General features: G+C 56.5%; 16 protein-coding genes and 1 tRNA gene. 12 read left to right on the forward strand and 5 right to left on the reverse strand.

Annotated features, from left to right (window positions below):
• Positions 1–183: 183 nt before the first annotated feature.
• The 5 genes from glgA to glgB all read right to left on the reverse strand — a co-directional run bounded on the left by glgA (position 184) and on the right by glgB (position 9,725).
• Positions 184–2,463, reverse strand: a complete 2,280-nt coding sequence (gene glgA / locus ABHU32_RS04580) for a glycogen synthase GlgA (protein WP_346979144.1) — start codon at positions 2,461–2,463, stop codon at positions 184–186.
• Positions 2,464–2,553: 90 nt separating this feature from the next.
• Positions 2,554–3,681 carry a glucose-1-phosphate adenylyltransferase subunit GlgD gene (gene glgD, locus ABHU32_RS04585; protein ID WP_346979146.1) on the reverse strand — a complete coding sequence of 376 codons (1,128 nt, stop codon included), beginning with the start codon at positions 3,679–3,681 and terminating at the stop codon, positions 2,554–2,556.
• 4 nt (positions 3,682–3,685) lie between these two features.
• A complete protein-coding gene (locus tag ABHU32_RS04590) occupies positions 3,686–4,834 on the reverse strand; it encodes a glucose-1-phosphate adenylyltransferase (protein ID WP_006233920.1) in 1,149 nt (382 codons plus the stop codon).
• A 108-nt stretch (positions 4,835–4,942) separates the two neighbouring features.
• The gene (locus tag ABHU32_RS04595) at positions 4,943–7,369 is read right to left on the reverse strand and encodes a glycogen/starch/alpha-glucan phosphorylase (protein WP_346979147.1); all 2,427 of its coding nucleotides are present in this window, start codon (positions 7,367–7,369) and stop codon (positions 4,943–4,945) included.
• 94 nt (positions 7,370–7,463) lie between these two features.
• Positions 7,464–9,725: a 1,4-alpha-glucan branching protein GlgB gene (gene glgB, locus ABHU32_RS04600; RefSeq protein ID WP_346979149.1), complete on the reverse strand. Its 2,262-nt coding sequence runs from the start codon at positions 9,723–9,725 to the stop codon at positions 7,464–7,466.
• 331 nt (positions 9,726–10,056) lie between these two features.
• Between glgB and ABHU32_RS04605 the strand changes: the two genes are divergently transcribed.
• The 12 genes from ABHU32_RS04605 (at position 10,057) to ABHU32_RS04660 (ending at position 20,228) form a co-directional block, all read left to right on the forward strand.
• The gene (locus ABHU32_RS04605; protein WP_346979150.1) at positions 10,057–10,746 is read left to right on the forward strand and encodes an HAD family hydrolase; all 690 of its coding nucleotides are present in this window, start codon (positions 10,057–10,059) and stop codon (positions 10,744–10,746) included.
• A 9-nt stretch (positions 10,747–10,755) separates the two neighbouring features.
• On the forward strand, positions 10,756–11,397 hold the full coding sequence (locus tag ABHU32_RS04610) for a thiamine diphosphokinase (protein WP_346979151.1): 642 nt from the start codon (positions 10,756–10,758) through the stop codon (positions 11,395–11,397).
• 159 nt (positions 11,398–11,556) lie between these two features.
• A tRNA-Ala gene (locus ABHU32_RS04615) sits at positions 11,557–11,632 on the forward strand.
• A 781-nt stretch (positions 11,633–12,413) separates the two neighbouring features.
• Positions 12,414–12,965: an antiterminator LoaP gene (gene loaP, locus ABHU32_RS04620; protein ID WP_346979153.1), complete on the forward strand. Its 552-nt coding sequence runs from the start codon at positions 12,414–12,416 to the stop codon at positions 12,963–12,965.
• Positions 12,966–13,031: 66 nt separating this feature from the next.
• Entirely contained in the window at positions 13,032–13,850 is an 819-nt protein-coding gene (locus ABHU32_RS04625) for a sugar transferase (protein ID WP_346979155.1), read from the forward strand.
• 2 nt (positions 13,851–13,852) lie between these two features.
• A complete protein-coding gene (locus ABHU32_RS04630; protein ID WP_346979156.1) occupies positions 13,853–14,677 on the forward strand; it encodes a glycosyltransferase in 825 nt (274 codons plus the stop codon).
• Between the two features lie 4 nt (positions 14,678–14,681).
• A complete protein-coding gene (locus ABHU32_RS04635; RefSeq protein ID WP_346979158.1) occupies positions 14,682–15,674 on the forward strand; it encodes a glycosyltransferase family 2 protein in 993 nt (330 codons plus the stop codon).
• Between the two features lie 25 nt (positions 15,675–15,699).
• Complete coding sequence (locus ABHU32_RS04640) at positions 15,700–15,867, forward strand: glycosyltransferase family 2 protein (protein ID WP_346979159.1); 168 nt, start codon at positions 15,700–15,702, stop codon at positions 15,865–15,867.
• A gap of 2 nt (positions 15,868–15,869) precedes the next feature.
• On the forward strand, positions 15,870–16,985 hold the full coding sequence (locus tag ABHU32_RS04645; RefSeq protein WP_346979174.1) for an EpsG family protein: 1,116 nt from the start codon (positions 15,870–15,872) through the stop codon (positions 16,983–16,985).
• Positions 16,978–17,973 (forward strand): glycosyltransferase family 2 protein, encoded by a 996-nt coding sequence (locus ABHU32_RS04650; RefSeq protein WP_346979160.1) that lies wholly within the window; start codon positions 16,978–16,980, stop codon positions 17,971–17,973. The genes ABHU32_RS04645 and ABHU32_RS04650 overlap by 8 nt, the downstream gene beginning before the upstream one ends.
• A 168-nt stretch (positions 17,974–18,141) precedes the next feature.
• The gene (locus tag ABHU32_RS04655; RefSeq protein WP_346979162.1) at positions 18,142–19,398 is read left to right on the forward strand and encodes an oligosaccharide flippase family protein; all 1,257 of its coding nucleotides are present in this window, start codon (positions 18,142–18,144) and stop codon (positions 19,396–19,398) included.
• The gene (locus ABHU32_RS04660) at positions 19,398–20,228 is read left to right on the forward strand and encodes a LicD family protein (protein ID WP_161162646.1); all 831 of its coding nucleotides are present in this window, start codon (positions 19,398–19,400) and stop codon (positions 20,226–20,228) included. The genes ABHU32_RS04655 and ABHU32_RS04660 overlap by 1 nt, the downstream gene beginning before the upstream one ends.

The following is a 20,228-nucleotide window of genomic DNA, read 5'->3' on the forward strand; positions in this document are numbered from 1 at the left end:
GCCATGGGCTTTACGCACAAGATATAAGTATATCTGTTGTACACAGGCTGTATAAACAACATCCGTTTACCATCGGCGAACGGTTGTCCTAGAAAATCGTTTTACCAACTATCTATAGAGAAGGGGCGCCCGGTTGGAGCGCCCCTTACTTAGGGTTTGATGAGGTTTTGGATCGTCTGTGGGCTAGCGGCGCTTGCGGGCGGCCGTTGCCTTGCGGACGGAGGTCTTCTTAGTCGGAGCCTTTTCCTCAGTGGGAGCGGCGGGGGAGACCGGGGCCTCCTTGGCGGGCTCTGCCTTTGTCGTAGCCTTTGGAGCGGTCTTGACCTCGGCGGCCTTCGGCGCCGGCTTGGCCTTTACTGACGGCTTTTCCTCGCCCTTAGCCTTTGCCTTGGGAGCTGCAGCCTTGGTTGTGGCCTTTTTGGCCGTCGTCGTAGTGCGCTTGCGCGTGGTGGTCTTGGCGGCCGGCTTTGCCTCGACAGTTACCTCGGTCTTGGACTCGGCGGTCGTCTCCACCACTTTGGCGGCCGGCTTTGCGGCGGCCTTCGTCGTGACAGTCTTCGTGGTCGTCGACTTCGTTGCCGTGGTCTTTTTGGCTGCCGTGGCCTTCTTGGCAGTCGTGGCCTTGGTCGCAGCCGTCTTCTTGGCAGCGGTCTTGGCCGGAGCCTGTGCCGCGGGCTTAGTCTCGGCGGCGGCCTCGTCCTTTACCTCGGGAGCGACCTCGGCCTCGGTGGCCTTCTTGGCAGCGGCGGTCGTGCGCTTGCGCGTGGTCGATGCCTTGGTAGTGGTTGCCTTGGCGGCGGTGGTCTTCGTGGTCGTGGCCTTTTTAGCCGTCGTCTTGCGGGCCGTCGTCTTCTTGGCGGCAGGCTTCGCAGCGGGCTTAACCTCAGGCTCGGGCTCGTGAGTAGCCTCGACCTTCACCTCAGGATCGGCCTTAACGACCTCAGCTTCAACCGGCTCCTCGACAGCCGCCGTAGACTCCACAGCCGCCGGCCTCTCAATCTCCGGGTGCATAAAGAAGTACAGGTCCAGATACTTATCGGCCGAGCGCGTCCAGCTAAAGTCCTGGCTCATGGCCTGTGTGACCAGCTGATCCCAGGCCTCGCGATTATCCCAGAACAGGCGTGCCGCGCGGAACACGGCGTCACCCATCTCGTCGCCGTTAAAGTTGCTAAACGAGAAGCCCGTGCCCTCGCCGGTAAACTCGTTATACGGGATCACGGTGTCCTTCAGGCCACCGGTCTCGCGCACGATGGGCAGGGTGCCGTAGCGCATGGCGATGATCTGCGACAGACCGCAGGGCTCAAACTTCGAAGGCATTAGGAACATATCGGCGGCGGCATACATACGCTGCGACAGCGCCGGATCGAACTCGATGCGCGCGGCCATGGTGCCGGGGTACTTGTCCTGGAAGTAGCGCAGACCGTCCTCGTAGTCGCGGTCGCCGGTGCCCAGCACGGCCACCTGAACGCCGCCGGACAGGATGCGGTCGAGCGCGTACATGACCAGGTCCAGGCCCTTCTGGCGCGTCAGGCGCGTGACCATCACCATAAGCGGGCGGTCGTCGCGCACCTCGAGCCCCAGTTCCTCCTGTAGCTTGGCCTTGCACACGGCCTTGCCGGAACGGTCCTCAACCGTGTAGTTGGCGGCAATGCGCTTGTCGGTTGCCGGGTCAAAGGCCGCCACGTCAATGCCGTTGAGGATGCCCTGCAGCGCGTAGGAACGCTCGCGCAGCACACCGTCCAGGCCCTCGCCAAACTCGGGCGTCTGGATCTCGCCCGCATAGGTGGGGCTCACCGTGGTGATGGCGTCGGCATAGTGCAGCGCGCCCAGCATGTAGTTGATGCTGCAGGCGTCGCAGCGCAACTGCGTGGCGGCCGCGGGAATATGCGCCACACCCAGGATGTCCTCCATCACGGTGTCGCTAAACTGGCCCTGGAACGCCACGTTGTGGATCGAGAACACAGTCTTGACGCGGTCGTACAGCGGCAGGCCCTGGTAGAACTCGCGCAAGAACACGGGCGCCAGTGCCGTCTGCCAGTCGTTGCAGTGCAGGATGTCGCACTCAAAGCCCTCGGGCAGGTGCTGCAGGCTCTCGGTAATGGCCTTGGAGAAGAACGCGAAGCGCTCGCCGTCGTCGAAGAAGCCGTACGGATAATCGCGCGCAAAGTAGCGCTCGTTGTCCACGAACATATAGGTGACGCCGTCGTGCTCGAGCTTCTCCAGCCCGCAGTACTCGTTGCGCCAGCCCAGGCTCACGTAAAAGTCGGAAAAGTGCTCCATCTGCGCCTTGTACTCATCCTTGATGGTGGCGTACTTGGGCACCATCACAATGACTTCGGCGCCGGCGCGCACGAGCGCCGCAGGCAGCGAGCCCGCCACGTCGCCCAGGCCACCGGTCTTAACAAACGGTGCGCACTCGGCCGAGGCAAACACGATCTGCATCTTTTTGCTGGAATCTGCCATATTGTCTCCCATGTTGCAATTCGAGAATAGCCGCCTGGCGCTAACCGGGCGGCTATTCTACCTGTTACGAGCGATGTTGCGGTGCCAACGTTAACGTACGATGGTGGTGTCGGAAGTTAACGGAGCCTTGCCCAGCACCAGGATGTTCTCGGGCGTGCCGCGAAGCTCGGTGTTGATGGGAACCACGTTGTTCTTGTCCAGAATGGCGTTCTCAACGCGTGCGCCGCTCTTGATGACACAGCTCTGGTTGATGATCGAGTTGGTCACCGAGGCGCCCTCCTCGACCACGACGCCGCGTGACAGGATCGAATTGCGCACGGTGCCCTTGATGATGCAACCGGCCGAGATGATCGAGTTGCACGCGTGGCTACCGGTCGCATAGCGCGAAGGCGGCACGTCGTGAGCCTTGGTCAGGATCGGGCGCTCGGGATCGAAGAGCTGGTCGGCCACGGTTTGGTCAAGCAGGTCCATGCTGCGGCGATACAGCGACTTCTCACTAAACACGCCCACGACCTCGCCCTTGTACTCGTAGCTGCACACGTCGATGTTGCCAAAGTCGCCCTGGAGTGCCTCGAGCAGGTCCAGATAGTCGGCGGCCTGGTAGTGGTCGATAATCTCGAGCAGCGTCTCGCGGTTGACGATGCAGCAGTCCATAGAGGCGTTGTCGCCGTACGCGACGCCAGCGCTCACGCCCGTCAGGCGACCGTTCTCGTTAATCTCGAGTTTGGTCTCGTCATCGACGTTGCGCGTGGCCTTGCAGTACACCACGGTCATCTGGGCACCGGAGTTCTCGTGCGCGTCGATGATGGTGTTGAGATCCATGTTAAAGATGATGTTGGTGCCCATCATCACAACATAGGGCTTGTCCGAGCGCTGGAACAGCGTCTTGTTGGAGATGATGTCGCGCAGCAGGAAGCGCATGCCGCCCTTGGTGGTGCCATACGCGTTGCCGGGCACCATGAACAGGCCGCCCTTCTTGCGGTCCAGACCCCAGTCCTTGCCCGAACCAACGTGGTCGATCAGCGAGCGGTAGTTGCCCGGCATGACGACGCCGACGGTCTTAATGCCGGCATTCATCATGTTGGACAGCGGAAAGTCGATCAGGCGGTAGCGGCCCAAAAAGGGAACGGACGCGATAGGGCGGTCCTTGAGCAGGACGCTGCCGTAGCTCGAAGAGTAGTTAGCGGTGATATAACCGATGGCCTTGCGATTGATCATCGGATCATTCCCCCTTCCCGATAACGACGTCATTTCCAACGACGGCCGTATCCTTGGTGGTATCGACAGAGCCGAGCTTCACGCCCTCTTCGACCGTGGAGTTCTCGCCCAAAATAGCGCGGCAGATGTGCGCGCCGCTCTTAACGTGCGCACCCGGCAGCAGCACGGAGTCCTCGACCACGGCGCGCTCCTCGATGATGACATCGGTCGAAAGGATCGAGTGGCGAGCGGTGCCGTAGATCTTGCAGCCGTTGGAGACCAGGCAGTCGTCCAGGCGGCCGTCCGGGCCAATGTAGTGCGGCGGACGCGTGGTGATGTTGGACATGATGGGGAAGTGCTTGTCGAACAAATCGAACTCGGGGTTGTTGCCCAGCAGGTCCATCGAGGTCTCGTGGAAGCTGGCGATGGTGCCGACGTCCTTCCAAAAGCCGTGGAACTCGTAGCTGTACAGGCGCTTGCCCTCGCCGAGCAGCTTGGGGATGATGTCCTTGCCAAAGTCGTGGCTCGAGCGCTGGTCCAGAGCGTCCTCTTCGAGTGCCTCGATCAGCACGTCGGCCGAGAAGATGTAGATGCCCATGGACGCGAGGTTCGAATCGGGCTTATCGGGCTTCTCGGTGAACTTGGTGATGCGCCCGTCCTCGGGGTCGGTGGTCAGGATGCCAAAGCGGCTGGCCTCTTCCCACGGCACGGGCATAACGCTCACCGTGAGGTCGGCGTTGTTCTCAATGTGCGTCTTGAGCATCTTGCGGTAGTCCATGCGATACAGGTGATCGCCCGAAAGAATCAGGACGTACTTGGGGTCGTTGGCCTTGATGTAGTCGAGGTTCTGCGTAATGGCGTCGGCCGTGCCCGCATACCAGGCGCCGCCGGTCTGCGTCTCGTACGGCGGCAGGATCGATACGCCGCCGTCACGGCTGTCCAGATCCCAGGCCTCGCCGGAGCCCACATAGGCATGCAGCAGGTAGGGACGGTACTGCGTCAGAACGCCCACCGTGTCGATGCCCGAGTTGGAGCAGTTGGACAGCGAAAAGTCGATAATGCGGAACTTGCCACCAAAGCTAACCGCCGGCTTAGCGATCTTTTGGGTGAGTGCCCCCAATCGGCTGCCCTGTCCTCCTGCGAGGAGCATCGCGATGCATTCTTTCTTACTCATCGATTTCTCCTTCTGTCATCGATGTTCCTAAACCCATTAGCGACGGGCGCGGCGCAACGTCACGCCCGTCGAGTAATGCCGTGCTGGCATAGGGGAGCTCGCGCGCCTTTACGCGTGCCAGATCTCGTCGCGGTACTCGCGAATGGTGCGGTCGCTCGAGAACCAGCCGCTCGAGGCGGTGTTGAGCAGGGCCTTGCGGTTCCAGGTCTCCTGGTCGCCGTAGCTGCCCGTGAGCTTCTCCCACGCATCCACGTAGCTGCGAAAATCGGCCATGACCAGGTCGGGGTCGTTGTTGTTCATGAGCTCGTTGTAGATGCTCTCAAAGTTGCCCGAAAGACCCGCAAAGGTGTTGTCCTTGAGCTCGTCCATCACGCGGCCCAGACGCTCACGGTCGCCGTTGAGGGTATCCCACGCAAAGTAGCTGTTCGATGCCCAGAGCTGCTCGACCTCGGGGGCGGTCAGACCAAAGATGGCCTCGTTCTCGCGGCCGGCCAGGTCGGCGATCTCGATGTTGGCGCCGTCGAGGGTACCCAGCGTAATGGCGCCGTTCATCATGAGCTTCATGTTGGACGTGCCCGAGGCCTCCTTGCCGGCCGTGGAGATCTGCTCCGAGATCTCGGCAGCGGGGTAGATGAGCTGGGCGTTGCTCACGCGGAAGTTGGGGATGAAGCAGACCTTCATGACCTCGTTGACGCGCGGATCGTTGTTGATGACGTCGGCCACGGAGTTAATGAGGCGGATGGTCTCCTTGGCAAAGGTGTAGCTGGAGGCAGCCTTGCCGCTAAAGATGAAGGTCGTCGGCGTCACGTGGAAGTTGGGATCGGCGATGCGACGGTTGTAGATGTCCATCACCTTCATGATGTTCATGAGCTGGCGCTTGTAGGCGTGGAAGCGCTTCACCTGGACATCGAAGACGGTGTTGGGGTCAATGACCAGACCGGTCTCGGCCTTAACGTAGGCGGCCAGGCGCTCCTTGTTGGCGCGCTTGGAGGCACCCACGGCCTTCAGGAACTCGGTGTCGTTCTGGAACTCCTTGAGTTTCTCCAGCTCAAAGGCGTCCTTCAGCCAGCCGTCGCCAATGGCCTCGGTCACGAGCTTGGCGTAGGTGGGGTTGGCCTCGGCAAAGAAGCGACGGTGCGAGATGCCGTTGGTCTTGTTGTTGAACTTTTCGGGCGTCAGGGCATAGAAGTCCTTGAGCACGATGTTCTTGATGATGTCGGAGTGGATCTTGGCCACGCCGTTGACGCTATGGCTGCAGATCACGGACAGGTTGGCCATGCGAATCTCGCCGTCCCACAGGATGGCGGTCTGGCGCAGACGCTCCTGCCAGCCCTCCTGCGTGGTGTCGAACGACTCGTGCCAACGACGGCTGATCTCGTCGATGATCTGGTATACACGGGGGAGGAGCTTGGAGAACATGCCGATGGGCCACTTCTCCAGGGCCTCGGGCAGGATGGTGTGGTTGGTGTAGCTCACGACCTGCGTCACGATGCTCCAAGCGTCATCCCACTCGAGCTTTTTCTCGTCGATGAGGATACGCATGAGCTCGGGACCGCACATGGCGGGGTGCGTGTCGTTGGTGTGGATGGCCACAAACTGCGGCAGCAGCTCCCAGTTCTCGCCGTGCTCCTTCTCAAAGGTGTCGAGCAGGCTGTAGATGCCAGCCGAGACAAACAGGTACTCCTGCTTCAGGCGCAGCAGACGGCCGTGCTCGCCGGCGTCGTTGGGGTAGAGGATGGCGCTGATGGCCTCGGCCTCGGCGCGCTCGGCGTCGGCCAGGGCATAGTCGCCGCGGTTGAAGGCCTCAAGGTCAAAGTGCTCCTCGACCGGCTCGGCGGCCCAGACGCGCAGCTTGTTGACGGTCTCGCCGGCATAGCCCACCACGGGGATGTCATAAGGGACGGCCAGGATATCCTGCGTGTCCACCGTGCGGTAGAACGTGCGGCCGTTCTCCTCAAAGCCCTCGACGTGGCCACCAAACTTAATCGTCACGGCCTTGTCCTGACGACGGACCTCCCAGGGATACCCGTGAGTGAGCCACTCGTCCGTGGCCTCGACCTGGCTGCCGTTGACGATCTCCTGCTTAAACAGGCCGTAGCGGTAGCGCATGCCGTTGCCGTAGCCGGCAATGCCCTCGGCTGCCATGGAATCCAAGAAGCAAGCGGCCAGACGGCCCAGGCCACCGTTGCCCAGTGCCGGATCGGGCTCCTGGTTCTCGATGACGGACAGGTCAAAACCCATGTCGTCGAGCGCCTCGGCGACCATGTCGCGCACGCCAAAGTTGAGCAGGTAGTTGTCGAGCAGGCGGCCGATCAAAAACTCGATCGAGAAGTAGTACACGCGCTTCTTGCCCTCGGACGCCGCACGGGCGTCGCTCTTGGTGGCAACGGTGCGGGCCTTCTCGGCCACGAGCTTGGCCAGGGCGTTAAAGCGGTCGAGGTCGCTGGCGGCCTCGATGCTCTTGCCGCTGATGCTCATGACAGCATCGCGATAGAGCTCGGTAAACTCCTGCTTGTTGTCGAAGATCTTATTCATACGTTCCTTTCCCCCGGGGATGTTTCTCCCGGAACGGTTATGACATGTATCCTACGCCCCCACGGGGCGGGTAATTACAGTGGTAACGCCTTTGTTACGCTTTCTTGGCAGGAGCCTTAACAGCAGCTGCCTTGGCCTTGGGAGCAGCCTTTTTGGTGGCTGCCTTTTTGGCCGTGCTGGACTTGGCCGAAGCCTTGGCAGCGGGCTTGGCAGCCTTTGCCTTAGCCGGAGCCTTCTTAGCAGCCGCGGCCTTGGGCTTCACCGAGGACGCACGCTTCCGCGTCGCCTTCTTGGGCTCCTCGACCACGGGCGGCTTATAGCTGCTGGGACCGCGGCGCTTAAGCACCACGCCTGCCAGGCCAGGCACCTTAATCTCGATGGAGTCCATCTGCCCGTTCCAGGGATAGGGCTCGCTCGAGCAGGTGTAAGGCTCTTCGCCGGCATAGCCGCTGCCGCCAAACTCGGGACGGTCGGAATCAAAGATGACCTCCCAGTCACCCTCGCGCGGCACTCCCACGCGGAAGCTCTCGTAGCTCGCCGGGTCAAAGTTGATCAGGATCACCAAGTCGTCATCAACGTCCTCGCCCTGGCGCACAAAGCTCACGATGGACTGCTTGGAGTTATCCGCATCGATCCAGGTAAAGCCGTCGTCGGTGTAGCCGCGCTCGTACAGGGCGGGCTCGGCGGTGTACAGGTGGTTGAGCGCCTTGATAAACGCCTGATGATGACGGTGGGTCTCGTACTGCTCGGTCAGGAACCACTGGATGGACTCGTAGTAGCGCCACTCGATAAACTGGCCGATCTCGTTGCCCATAAAGTTGAGCTTGGCACCGGGGTGCGTCATCTGGTAGAAAGCCAACGTGCGCAGGCCGGCAAACTGGCGCCACCAGTCGCCCGGCATGCGGCCGATGAGCGAACACTTGCCGTGCACAACCTCGTCGTGGCTGAGCGGGCAAATGAAGTTCTCGGTAAAGGCGTACATGATAGAGAACGTCAGCAGGCCATGGTTGCCGGGGCGCCACGGAAAATCGGTCTGCATGTAGTGCAGGGTGTCGTTCATCCAGCCCATATCCCACTTGTAGTGGAAGCCCAGGCCGCCGTCCTGCGGCGGATAGGTCACGAGCGGCCACGCGGTGGACTCCTCGGCCATCATCATCACGTCGGGGTAGTGAGCCTCAACAGCGCAGTTGACCTGGCGGATAAATGCGCTGGCGTCCAGGTCCTCCTCGGTTCCGTACTTATTGAACTTCTTTTGGCCGGGATCGTCGATGCCAAAGTTGAGGTACAGCATGCTGGACACGCCGTCCATGCGAATACCGTCAACGTGGAAGTTCTCGAGCCAGTACAGCACGTTGGAGACCAGGAAGGAGCGGACCTCGCCGCGGGCAAAGTCAAACTTGTGCGTGCCCCAATTGGGGTGAATCTCGTGCTCAAACAGCATGTGGCCGTTAAAGGTGGCAAGGCCGTGGGAGTCGGCACAAAAGCCGCCGGGCACCCAGTCCATGATCACGCCGATGCCCGCCTCGTGACACGCATCGATAAAGTGCATGAGCTGCTGCGGGTTGCCGTAGCGCGAGGTGGCGGCGTAGTAGCCGGTCGTCTGGTAGCCCCAGGAGCCGTCGAAAGGATGCTCCATCAGCGGCATGACCTCAATGTGCGTGTAGCCCATATCTCGCACGTAGTCCACGAGCTCAACCGACAGGTCGTCGTAGGTGTAAAACTCACCGCGCTGCGCGGGGAAGGGATCCATGGGGCCGGGGTAGTTGCCGTACTCGTCGGGCTCGCCCTGCGGCGCGTCGCCGTGGCGCTTCCACGAGCCAATATGCACCTCGTAGATGTTGAGCGGCTGCGACATGTGGTTGTGGCCGGCGCGGTGCTTGAGCCACGCGGCGTCGTTCCACTTGTAGCCGTCGAGGGTCCACAGCACGCTGGCGGTACCCGGAGGGCACTCGGCCTTAAAGGCATACGGATCGGCCTTGTAGAGCTTTTCGCCCTCGTTGGTCTCGATAAGGTACTTATAGAGCTGGCCCTGTTCGGCGCCAGGAATAAAGCCTTCCCAAATAGCGCTCGTATGCACGGGCACCAGTGGGTTGGCTTCCTCATCCCAGTCGTTAAATTCGCCAATGACATGGACACTCTTTACGTCGGGCGCCCAAACGCAAAAGCGCCAGCCGCGCGTGCGCTGCTGCGTGTCAGGATGCGCGCCCATCTTTTCCCAGCTGCGCTCCCACGTGCCGATGCCAAACAGATAGACATCGTCCTTGGTGAGCTCCGGTGCGTGCGGAGCCGGTTTGCGGGTTGCGGGCTTTTTAGCCGTTGGCTTTAGCTTTGTATCGCTCACGTTTGATCCCATCATGACGCGGCAGCGTATTGCCTTGGTGACTAGATGCGAAAGGTCCAAGGCTGCACGAATCGAAGGGACGGCGAAGTTTCTGTGATTCGTTCCACCTCGCGTGCTCGGTGGAACTTTCGGCAGAAACTACGATAACACCTGTGCGTTAGTTTTATGGACGAAAGCGGATTTGCGGGGGCGTTTAATCGGTAAGCGACATGTTTATACCACTGGCAGAATTGCCGTGGTAAAACTCTTGACAGTTTTACCAATTAGGGTTTCAAAATTGTTAGCCTGACGTTTGGTAAAACGTTTTTAGCAGGTTGTTTACCATTTGACATTGAAAGGTTCGTTTATGTCCCATACCGCCGCTCCCAAGGTTGCTTTTATTTTCGATTGCGACGGCACACTGGTTAATAGCACCCCCGTTTGGGCCTATGCCCAGCCCGAGTTATTGCACCGCCACGGTGTCGACGTGACGGTCGACGATTTTGCCCAGTTTGAGCATTTGTCGCTTGAGGATGAGTGCCAGGCCTACCACGACACCTGGGGCATTGGCGCGAATGGCGAGGAGCTCTACTGTGAGCTGAGTGACATCCTGATCGATGGGTACTCCAAGGTGCCGCCGCGCGAGGGGCTCCTGGCTTTTTTGGAGCGGGCGAAGGCGGCGGGCATTGCCATGTGCGTAGCTACGTCCACGCCGGCCGAGCTGGTGCAGTCTGCACTCGCAGGTGCGGGGCTCGACGAGTACATGGAGTTTGTGACCACCACGGGTGAGGCAGGACGCTCCAAGCAGTTTCCCGATGTGTACGAGCTGGCGCTGCGCCGCTTGGAGGAGCGTCATGGGTGCAAGTTTAAGCGCGCTTGGGTGTTTGAGGATGCGGTCTTTGGCCTTAAGAGCTCTGGCACCGCCGGCTTTAAGCGTGTGGGCATCTATGACCCGCACGGCCGCATGAAGCGCGACGATGTGCGCGCCAACTGCGATATCTTTATCGACAGCTACGAGGAGCTTGACCTGGCCCACGTGCTTTCGTTTGAGGGATAGGCGAGGGCTGTGACTTGCAAGGTATTAGCGGTCTGCGGCTCGCCCGTGGTGGCGAGCGCGGATCTGTTACGTAGGCTGGCGGGGGAGTGCGACCACGTCGTCGCCGTGGACCGCGGATTCGACGCGCTGCTGAGCGCGGGGCTGGGCTGCGACGTGTATGTGGGGGATGCCGACACGGTGAGTGATGCAGGTCGCGTGTTGGTTGATGCCGCCACCGACTTTGAAGTTGAATGCCACGACCCCTACAAGGACTATACAGATCTGGCTCTGGCGCTCGATTCCCTCCGCCGTCGCTGGCCGGGTGCCGAATTGGTTGCGACTTGCGCTATAGGCGGCCGTCCGGACATGGCGCTTTCCGTACTGGGCCTGCTCGCGGGCTACGATGACGCCCCAGTCTGGATTGCCGAGGACAAGGTGGTCTCCCGCATTCTTCACATAGGTGAGTCGTGGACTATCGAGGGCGCCGAAGGCAAGACATTCTCCATCATCGCCATAGCGCCTGGGACGGTGGTAAGCGAACACGGTCTAGAGTGGGAGTTAGATCACGCCTCGCTGGGCCTGTTGGCTGACACGGGCATCAGCAACGTCGTCAGGTCAACAGCCACAATCCAAGTCCACACCGGCACCGCCATCGCTTACCTCTACAGGTAAGGTCTATCGCATCAGGGTTTTATCGGGACGGTGGGCAGAAATATGCGCTCGAAGAGTGATTATTTCTGCCCCGTCCCAGGAAAACCCGTAAGTAAGAGATTCAACCCAAAATAGTCCTTGCATCAAAGAAAGTCTTCCCCTATAGTATCTCATCGTCACGGGGGCGTAGCTCAGCTGGGAGAGCGCTTGACTGGCAGTCAAGAGGTCAGGGGTTCGATCCCCCTCGTCTCCACCATCGTGAATGCAAAGGCCTTCGGAATTCCGAAGGCCTTTTTTTCATGCCAAAAAACCACGCGCCGCAAACCCCACCTACGCCAACAAAAAGTTGCACAATTTATTTCCCATGTCTGTACATAGTTTGTTAGCCAAACGCGATTATCAGTGTAGATCGCCGTTCCATATGGGCTTCAGGAACGCGCCTAATCACCGTTAGCATCCCATTAACCTGCATCAACGTGAACAACGTCCCAAAATAACCCCCATAAGCACGCTAAATGAACGATATGTTGTCCAACGCAGCCCAAATCAGTTTCGCTAACAGCTTGTGCTAGGATACCTAACGTTACATGAGTTCAACTGTGCTCACGGCTCCAGCAAGCCACAAAGCGCAGGGTCGATCAGCATCCGGCCGTAACGGCGGTGTTAGAAAAACCACGAGCTCCAATATCGATTGTCATGCGCGATTTTGCACTTGCTTTTATGGCTACTTTTAAGTTTGCATTAGATGGTGCAATGAATTGCCACGGCAACCCACAGCAGTTCTGCACCTGTTTGCGTGCGGTCCAGTTTTGTACCCGCTTGACTGGCTCGCACGCAGCCAGCTGGGGATGCGGTCTTTTTGCGATACACGTCCGCGTCTCTAGTAACTGCACTTATACATACCGTTCACGGTGGGGCAGAGCCACGTGCTTGTCTAACTGGGCTCAGGGTTTGAATATGGAGCGCCTTCGCGCACAAGCGCCCTGGCGAAGCCATACCCAAACCCCGTGAGCCACACGTAAGACAGCAAGGGGGTGGTGCTCGTGTGGTATGTGATCCAGGTCATTAACGGTCGCGAAGACGTAATGCGCGAGCGCATCGAGCGCATGGTGCCGACGAGCACCATGCAGGAGCTCTTTTATCCCCAATTTCAAACCGAGATCAAAGTACACGGCGAATGGGTCAATACGACCAAGCCGCTCTTTCCCGGTTATCTTATCTGCGATACGGCAGATCCCCGTACCGTGCAACAGTATCTGCTGCGTATGGACGACTTTGCCCGGGTGTTATCCCAGGACGGTCAGTTTGTGCCGCTGGCAAAAGAAGAGGTCCAGCTTATTGGCGGCTTTACGCATAGGGGAGACCGCGTAGTGCCCATGAGCGAGGCCCTAAAAGAAGGTGACCAGGTCGTAGTTACGGCAGGTCCACTGTTGGGCCACGAAGGCCTTATCAAAACCATTAACAGACGCAAGAGCACTGCTTATTTGGAGCTCGACCTGTGCGGTCGACGCGTAACTACGCGCGTTGGCCTTGCCGTGCTTTCGGCCGAGCAGCGCGTCATGCGCAACTTTAAAAAGGCGATCGCCTAGCTGCAGACGGTCGCTACACAGAACAGGGAGGATCCCCGACCCGGGGACGAAGTGTTGGAAGAGAACATGTCGGATAAAACTGAATATATAACTGATGTTCCTTGTGGTACGTCAATGATCGGTCAAGTCATTGATCGGCAGAATGGCTCTCATGCTCCTGTGGCGACGGAATTTCCGCCTCCCGTCGAGAACCCTGCTCCGGCGCAAGGTTTCGTAGCGACAGGAAGCTATAAGGCACCCGCTGCCGATCCCAATGCTGCTGCTCCCAAGAAAGGTGGGCCAGGCTACTTTGCCTTCAAGCGAGCCTTTGACATCGTGTTCTCTGCTGGCGTCTGTGTGGTATTGGCTATCCCCGTCGTAGCCGCATGCATCGCCATAGAGATTGACTCTCCCGGCAAGCCGTTTTTTCGCCAAAAACGAGTCGGTAAGGGCGGCAAGCCTATCTATATCTTCAAACTCCGAACCATGATCTCTGATGCTTACGAGCATCCTGAGAAGTACATGACTCCCGAGCAGTTGGCGCAATGGCAGCGCGAACAAAAGGTTGACGATGACCCTCGCATTACGCGCGTTGGTCGTTTTCTACGTCACACTTCGCTCGACGAATTGCCGCAGTTCATCAACGTTCTTATAGGGGATTTATCCGTTATTGGACCAAGGCCTGTGACGCACGAAGAAACCTACGAGTACGGTGACGCTCGCGACGAAGTTCTTGCTTGTAAGCCGGGCATTACTGGCTGGTGGGCCGCAACGGATCGTAATGACTCGACTTGGGGGAGTGGTCAGCGACAGGCCCGTGAACTCTTCTACGTTCGTCATCAGTCGCTTGGACTTGACGCCCGCGTGTTCGTCAAAACGTTCAAGGCGATGAGGAGGGGAAAATAATAATGCAATACCCTGCCTATACCGTACTTATGAGCCTGTATGCTAAGGAGCGCCCAGAGTACCTTAAAGAGTCGATTGACAGCATGCTTGCTCAGACCGTGCCGCCGACTGAAATTGTCATGGTCAAAGATGGTCCATTGACGGACGAACTGGAAGCCGTGCTTCTGGATTATGACTCCGCACACCCCAAATTGTTCAACTTCGTTTCGTACGCTAAGAACCGCGGTCTCGGATATGCCCTGCAGCAGGGCATGCTCGCCTGCTCCAACGAGATTGTCGCTCGCATGGACACCGATGACGTTGCCCGACCCGACCGCATGGAGAAGCAGCTCGCCGCCCTAGATGGCGGTCTCGACATGGTCGGCAGCGATGTTTCCGAGTTCATTGATTCGCCCGACAAGCCCGTAGCCACAACCGAACTACCTAAAGGCTTAGATGCAATCCTTGCCTACTCCAAGAGACGCAATCCCTTTCGTCACCCTCCCATGACGTTTAGAAAGTCAAAGGTGATGGAAGCGGGCAACTGCAGTTCAGACTTCCTCTATTTTGAGGACTGGGACCTCTTCAACAGAATGCTCGCGTGCGGCTGCCGTGCGGACAATTTGGGTGAGCCCTTAGTTGCCATGCGCGTAAGTGAGGACTTCTACGCCCGCAGGGGCGGAGTTCAGTACCTCAAGTACGCCAAGGCCTTCAAGAGAGCGCAGGTAGAGCGGGGCTATTTCACTGAACGCGACTACGTCTGCTCATATGTGCCGCACGCGCTGGTCTGCCTTATGCCCAATTCGCTGAGGTCGCTGATCTATCGAATTCTTCTACGGAGGGCGTAGCAAAATGGCTTCCGTAGTCGATTACCCTCTGGTAAGCATTATCGTCCCCATGTACAACGTGGGGAAGTTCGCACTTCCTTGTGTGAGGTCGCTGCTCAGTCAGACGTATCCGAACATCGAGATTCTTATCGTGGACGATGGCTGCACAGATAATACTATAGATTTGATTGAAGACACCGTCGGAGACGACCCACGCGTTGTGATTCACCATAAGGAGAACGGGGGTCTCTCTTCCGCTCGCAATTATGGCACGCAACGATGCCGCGGCAACTATCTCATGTATGTTGACGGAGACGACCTCATCGACCCGCGAACCATTGAGCTTATGGTTGAAGCTGCCCTGAAATACCAGGTGACTCTTGTTGCAGGGTCTTTCGCCAAGACGCCCCTTCTCGAGAACTACGAGATTGAGCAGGCTGCTGAGTTCAAGGTGGAGTCCGGTGCTGAGCGTTTTACTAAGCTGCTTTTATTCAACGGGGAGAGTGGCTCAGCGTGCGGCAAGCTCTTCGCCCGGTCCCTGATCCCTTACCTTGCCTTTCCCGAGGGACAGCTTTTCGAAGACATGGGCGTGATCGCCTCTATCTGTTCGCGTGTCGGGGAGATTGCCTTTTCTGATGCTCCTTTCTACGCGTATGTAACGAGACCCGGCTCCATCACCACGTTTAAGAAGCAGGGCCCCAAGCACGCGCAAGACATGGATGAGACTATCGAGACCGTGCGACTAATTGCCGGGGGCGGCTTTAAAGACGAGTTTGAGTGCTTTCGAGCTTACTGTACGCTGCGCGTCGCTATGCGCGTCGATCTCAATACCTTTGGCGACAGGGCTGAAGGGCGGTCCTATCTGAGACGAGCTCGCAAGCTTGCGGGGCGAGCCTCGCGGAGCCGTTTGGCATCCCGCACCTGGAGGTTGCGGTGCATGCTATTCGCGATTTCCCCAAAGGCGCACAACGCCTTCTACGCCCTCTACGCAGCAGTTTCGGGCAAAGCAATTGGATAAACCCCAAGAAATAAGGGTTGATAAGGTGAGATTTTCTGCAATCGTTCCCGTATACAACGTTGAGGACTTCCTTGGCGAGTGCTTGGCTAGCATCGCATGCCAGGACTACTCTGAGTACGAGGTCGTCATTGTCGGCGACGGCTCGACTAACGGTATCTCTGAGGGCTATGTACAACTTGCTGAGCAGGTGTAGTGATGCAGATCTATCTAGTTGCGTTTGTATTCCATATTGCTCTGCTATATCTCTCAGCACGCATCGGTGATAAGCGTTTTGGACTTGTCCTCGCGATAATATCGGTTCTACCCCTTTGTGTGGTGGCGGGTGCTAGAGATATAACCGTTGGAACAGATACTTCGGCATATCCTCTAAGCTGTTTTAATGCGTCTCAGGTTTATTCGCCTATAGGAGCCCTCAGTGCTTGCTCGGATCAAGAACCGCTTTTTGTGCTTTTATTCTGGTTTCTAGGGAGACTGACTGGCGATTTCAACGCAGTGCTTTTCTTCTGTGAGTTTATTATTTTCCTTCCTTATGTTCTGGTTGCAAAAAAGCAATTTCCTCAAGGGTATCCTGTCATCGGATTCTTTCTTTGTTTCATTGTCTTTGGATACACGCTAAACATACTCAGGCAGTGCCTAGCAACAAGTATGCTCGTCTTGATGGTTTATGAACTGATTCACGGGAATAATCTACCTGCTTTTGTTTTTTTGGCGGTTGCCGTTGGTTTTCATAAGATGTCAATTGTGGGCATTTTTGTTTGGGTCATTTACATAGCTTGTTGCGAGAGCAGGGGTGTTCGCTCATCCAAAACCCTTGCTATGTTGTTTTGCTTCGGTGTTGCCGTTTGTGCCGTCAGTGCGGTATTGATAGGGCCAGATTTGATGCAGCTAGTCTCATCTTTTACGTCGTCATATTCGTTTCAAGTGAAACATGCTGGAATGGGTTCACTGAACAATACGATGTTAATTTACCTGCTTTTTTGTATGATTATGTTGTTTTTGGGCCATAAAAGTTCAATGGGACCTGCTAATCGGGAGATGCTTAATTTTTACATCTGCTGCGGCGTCTCCTCGGCTGTGTTCGCTCAGTTTGCAAGCATAAGTCCCGAGTTGATTAGACTCAGTTTCCCATTTCTTTTTATCTCGGGATTCCTCTATCCATTTTTATCGGAGAACCTTGGTAACGAGCGTTTGCTATCCGGGGTACTTGCAATTACTTTTTGCGTGCTCTATTTCGCTATCACATTCGTATTTGGCGGCAGCTGCAATCTTTTCCCGTATTCCTCAGCGCTTTTAGGAGTCTTTTATGCTTGATGTGAAGCCCGATATTTCCATTATCGTGCCTGTCTACAATACCGAAAGCTTCCTACCAGCCTGCTTGGAGTCTATTGATGCCCAAGGGCAAGGAGCGTATGAGGTTATCCTTGTTGACGATGGCTCAACTGATGGGTCACCTAAGATATGTGACGATTATTGCAAAGGGAACAAAAAGGCCTTCGCAATCCACAAGGATAACGAAGGCTTATTAGCCGCGCGGCGGGACGGCCTTCGTAGGGCGAAGGGGCGCTATGTCCTCGCTCTTGATTCTGACGATTGTCTTCTGGCGGGATGTCTCAAGAAAGTCTGCTCTGCCATCACATCGTCAAATGCGGATATCATTTCTTTCGATTTCACCATGAAACTAGATCCTGTTCGGCCATCGTTGAAGGCCTGCATTTCTCCTGGGATACATGTTGGCGGAGATTTTGATGCCATTAGAAGTATGTTATGCGGCTGCGATTTCAATAGCGTTTGGAATAAGGTTATTCGCACCGATTTGTTCCCTGGATATGATTGGTATACAAACCGGATTGGCCTTATGCACGGAGAGGACCTTTGTCAGTTGCTTCCCGTCTTCGATAAGGCGCGTAGCCTCTTTCATATTGATGAGCCCCTCTATTATTACCGACAGCATGACTCTAACAGTACGAAAGTATTCCAAGAAAAGCAGGTGGCCGATTGGGGCCGAGTGTGCGATGAAATGCTTCAGTACGCGGCAAGATGGTCGAAAAGCGCGCATCTAAATGCAAGGCGCGGCATTTGTCAGCATTATTGCGATCTCGATGAGATCCTGTGGCGTTGCGATCTGGATGATGAGGCAAAAAATACATTCGATAAAATGATCAAACTTGAGTATCGTAAGCGCGTTAGCGGCTTCCCTGATTTAGTTCATAGCATGGTTTTGTCGAATAACGTCATTGTTTCTTCAACTTCCCGCAAGGCGCTTGGCGTTTTCAAGGCTATTCGGCGGAGTTCTATATAGTGCGCCTTGCATCTTTATTGCCTTCTTTCTGCGGGGCTATTGCATTTAGGTATTTCATCCCCCCCCCTTCAAGTCCATTGGAGTTGCGAAATTGCGGTTTTCTATCCGTCGATTCTATTTTAATAGACTGGCTAACGTCTCCTTCGTCTTTAAAGGAGGATACTGTCGGTGAAGCACAATACATTCTACAAGAACACGCTTTGGCAGTATGGCCTTCAGATACTCAAGTATCTCTTTCCGCTGCTGCTTATTCCCTATCTTACTCGCATCCTCGGGACTGAGGGCTATGCCGTTTACGCCTATGTTCTCTCCTTCATGGGCGTGGTCCAAACCATCGCCGATTTCGGCTTTACACTCTCTGGTACCAAGAAGGTAGTTGATCTCAGGGGGGACACTGCAGCTCTCTCCCGCCTCGTGGGGGCGATAACGGTCGCACGCCTCATGTTGCTCTGCGGCCTTTTCTTCTGTGTCATGGTAGTAACACGCTTTATTCCTATTATGGCCGAGAATACGGTCTACGTCATCTGGGCGTTCTTTGCAACGGCAGGTCGCACAGTGCTGCCCGACTTCATCTTTCAGGGAAATGAGCGTATGGGGCCTTTGACGACCCGATATTTCGCATCCAAGGGGGTGCAGGTCGCGCTTACGATCCTTCTCGTACGCGGGCCGGGGGACCTTATCCTCGTTGCCGTAGCTGACGTACTGTCGGAGATCGTCGACATCGCATGGAGCTATCGCGCCCAGAAGCGCATGTTCGGCGTCGGTATAGCAAGGCCCACCTTTAAGGAGAGCTTCGAGGAACTACGCGTCTCCGCTATCTATTGCGTTTCGAACGTCAGCTCCTCTCTTTTCTCTGGATTCACAACGGTGATTATCGGGTTAGCGATCACAAGCAAGACGGACATCGCCTTTTGGTCGCTTACGCTCACGACTGTGAATGCCGTGCAGTCGCTCTACACGCCTATTGCTAACAGCCTTTACCCCCATATGATCAAGAACAGAGACTTCGGGTTCGCACGAAAGTTGGCGCTGGTTGCGTTGCCTGTTCTCGTCCTAGGTATCGTTGCGTATTGCGCTCTCTCTAAGCCTATCATGCTCGTCCTCGGAGGACCCGAGTACGTTGGCGGTGCCCATGTTATGTGGATGATCTCGCCGATCTTTATCTTCTCATTTTACGGAATTCTGATTGGCTGGCCGGTTCTGGGCGCCATGGGGCATGTAAAGGAGCTGACCGTCTCGACGTTATTCACTGGGATCGTTAATGTGGTCTCGCTTCTGGCACTTTACCTTGCCGGGTTGATAACCCTTGATGTTATCTGTGTTGCTCGCTGGGGTTGCGATGCCTTGTTGTTGCTAGTAAGAGTTTTCATGCTCTGGCGCGCGGCGCGGTCGAAGACAGACTTTCATAAGAATCCTAAGGAGTAATGATGCAGTACCTTCCCACAATGGAAATTCAAAAACTCTTGCTTGCTATGCTCGTCGATTTTGACAGGATGACAAACGAGCATGGGCTTCGTTATTCACTTGATGGCGGCACGCTTCTAGGTGCCGTGAGACACAGAGGATTCATTCCTTGGGATGACGATATCGACGTCATTATGCCCAGGCCTGATTTCGATGAACTTGCATCACATCCCGAGTGGGTGCCTGCTGGGTTGACTGCCAATATTCCTGGACGCAAGGGGTACATCTATCCCTTCATGAAACTGACCAACCCTTCATGGAGGGCGCAGGAACCGCACTTAGAAGAGGTGATCGAAGAGTTTCTCTGGATCGACATTTTTCCCGCTGATGCCATGCCTGACGAAAATACTGAGAAAGCGACCCTAATGGCGGCTCAGGAAAAGACATTCTTTAGGGCATTGCGGTCATACGTAAACATCAAAACATCTACTTCAAATCCGTTGAAAAAGGTCGCAAAACATGTCCTATTTCCGATTCATAGGGCGTTGTTTCCTGCGGAAAAGCAGTTTTCCGAGCTAGGGGAGAGGGCTCGTGGTCTTCAGTTCGGAGATACGCATGAAGCGGGGGATGTTGTTTGGGGGCCCTACAAGCCTGATAAGCCAGGTTTTCCCACCGAGGACTTCGACAACTTGATCGATATGGAGTTCGAGAGTCGTACTTTCAAGGCGTGTCCGCACTGGGACGCGTACCTAAGGGGGCTCTACGGCGACTATATGCGGCTTCCGCCTGAGGACCAGCGGGTCACTCATGGGATGAAGGTATGGAAGGTAAATTCCGGGGAAGGAAAATAA

This window comes from Collinsella aerofaciens (assembly GCF_039758965.1).
Lineage (GTDB): Bacteria > Actinomycetota > Coriobacteriia > Coriobacteriales > Coriobacteriaceae > Collinsella > Collinsella aerofaciens_BR.

Bases quoted from the DNA above. Each gene is read 5' to 3' on its own strand.
- glgA (WP_346979144.1), bottom strand. From the start codon at position 2,463: ATGGCAGATTCCAGCAAAAAGATGCAGATCGTGTTTGCCTCGGCCGAG.
- glgD (WP_346979146.1), bottom strand. From the start codon at position 3,681: ATGATCAATCGCAAGGCCATCGGTTATATCACCGCTAACTACTCTTCG.
- ABHU32_RS04590 (WP_006233920.1), bottom strand. From the start codon at position 4,834: ATGAGTAAGAAAGAATGCATCGCGATGCTCCTCGCAGGAGGACAGGGC.
- ABHU32_RS04595 (WP_346979147.1), bottom strand. From the start codon at position 7,369: ATGAATAAGATCTTCGACAACAAGCAGGAGTTTACCGAGCTCTATCGC.
- glgB (WP_346979149.1), bottom strand. From the start codon at position 9,725: ATGATGGGATCAAACGTGAGCGATACAAAGCTAAAGCCAACGGCTAAA.
- ABHU32_RS04605 (WP_346979150.1), top strand. From the start codon at position 10,057: ATGTCCCATACCGCCGCTCCCAAGGTTGCTTTTATTTTCGATTGCGAC.
- ABHU32_RS04625 (WP_346979155.1), top strand. From the start codon at position 13,032: ATGTCGGATAAAACTGAATATATAACTGATGTTCCTTGTGGTACGTCA.
- ABHU32_RS04630 (WP_346979156.1), top strand. From the start codon at position 13,853: ATGCAATACCCTGCCTATACCGTACTTATGAGCCTGTATGCTAAGGAG.
- ABHU32_RS04635 (WP_346979158.1), top strand. From the start codon at position 14,682: ATGGCTTCCGTAGTCGATTACCCTCTGGTAAGCATTATCGTCCCCATG.
- ABHU32_RS04645 (WP_346979174.1), top strand. From the start codon at position 15,870: ATGCAGATCTATCTAGTTGCGTTTGTATTCCATATTGCTCTGCTATAT.
- ABHU32_RS04650 (WP_346979160.1), top strand. From the start codon at position 16,978: ATGCTTGATGTGAAGCCCGATATTTCCATTATCGTGCCTGTCTACAAT.
- ABHU32_RS04660 (WP_161162646.1), top strand. From the start codon at position 19,398: ATGATGCAGTACCTTCCCACAATGGAAATTCAAAAACTCTTGCTTGCT.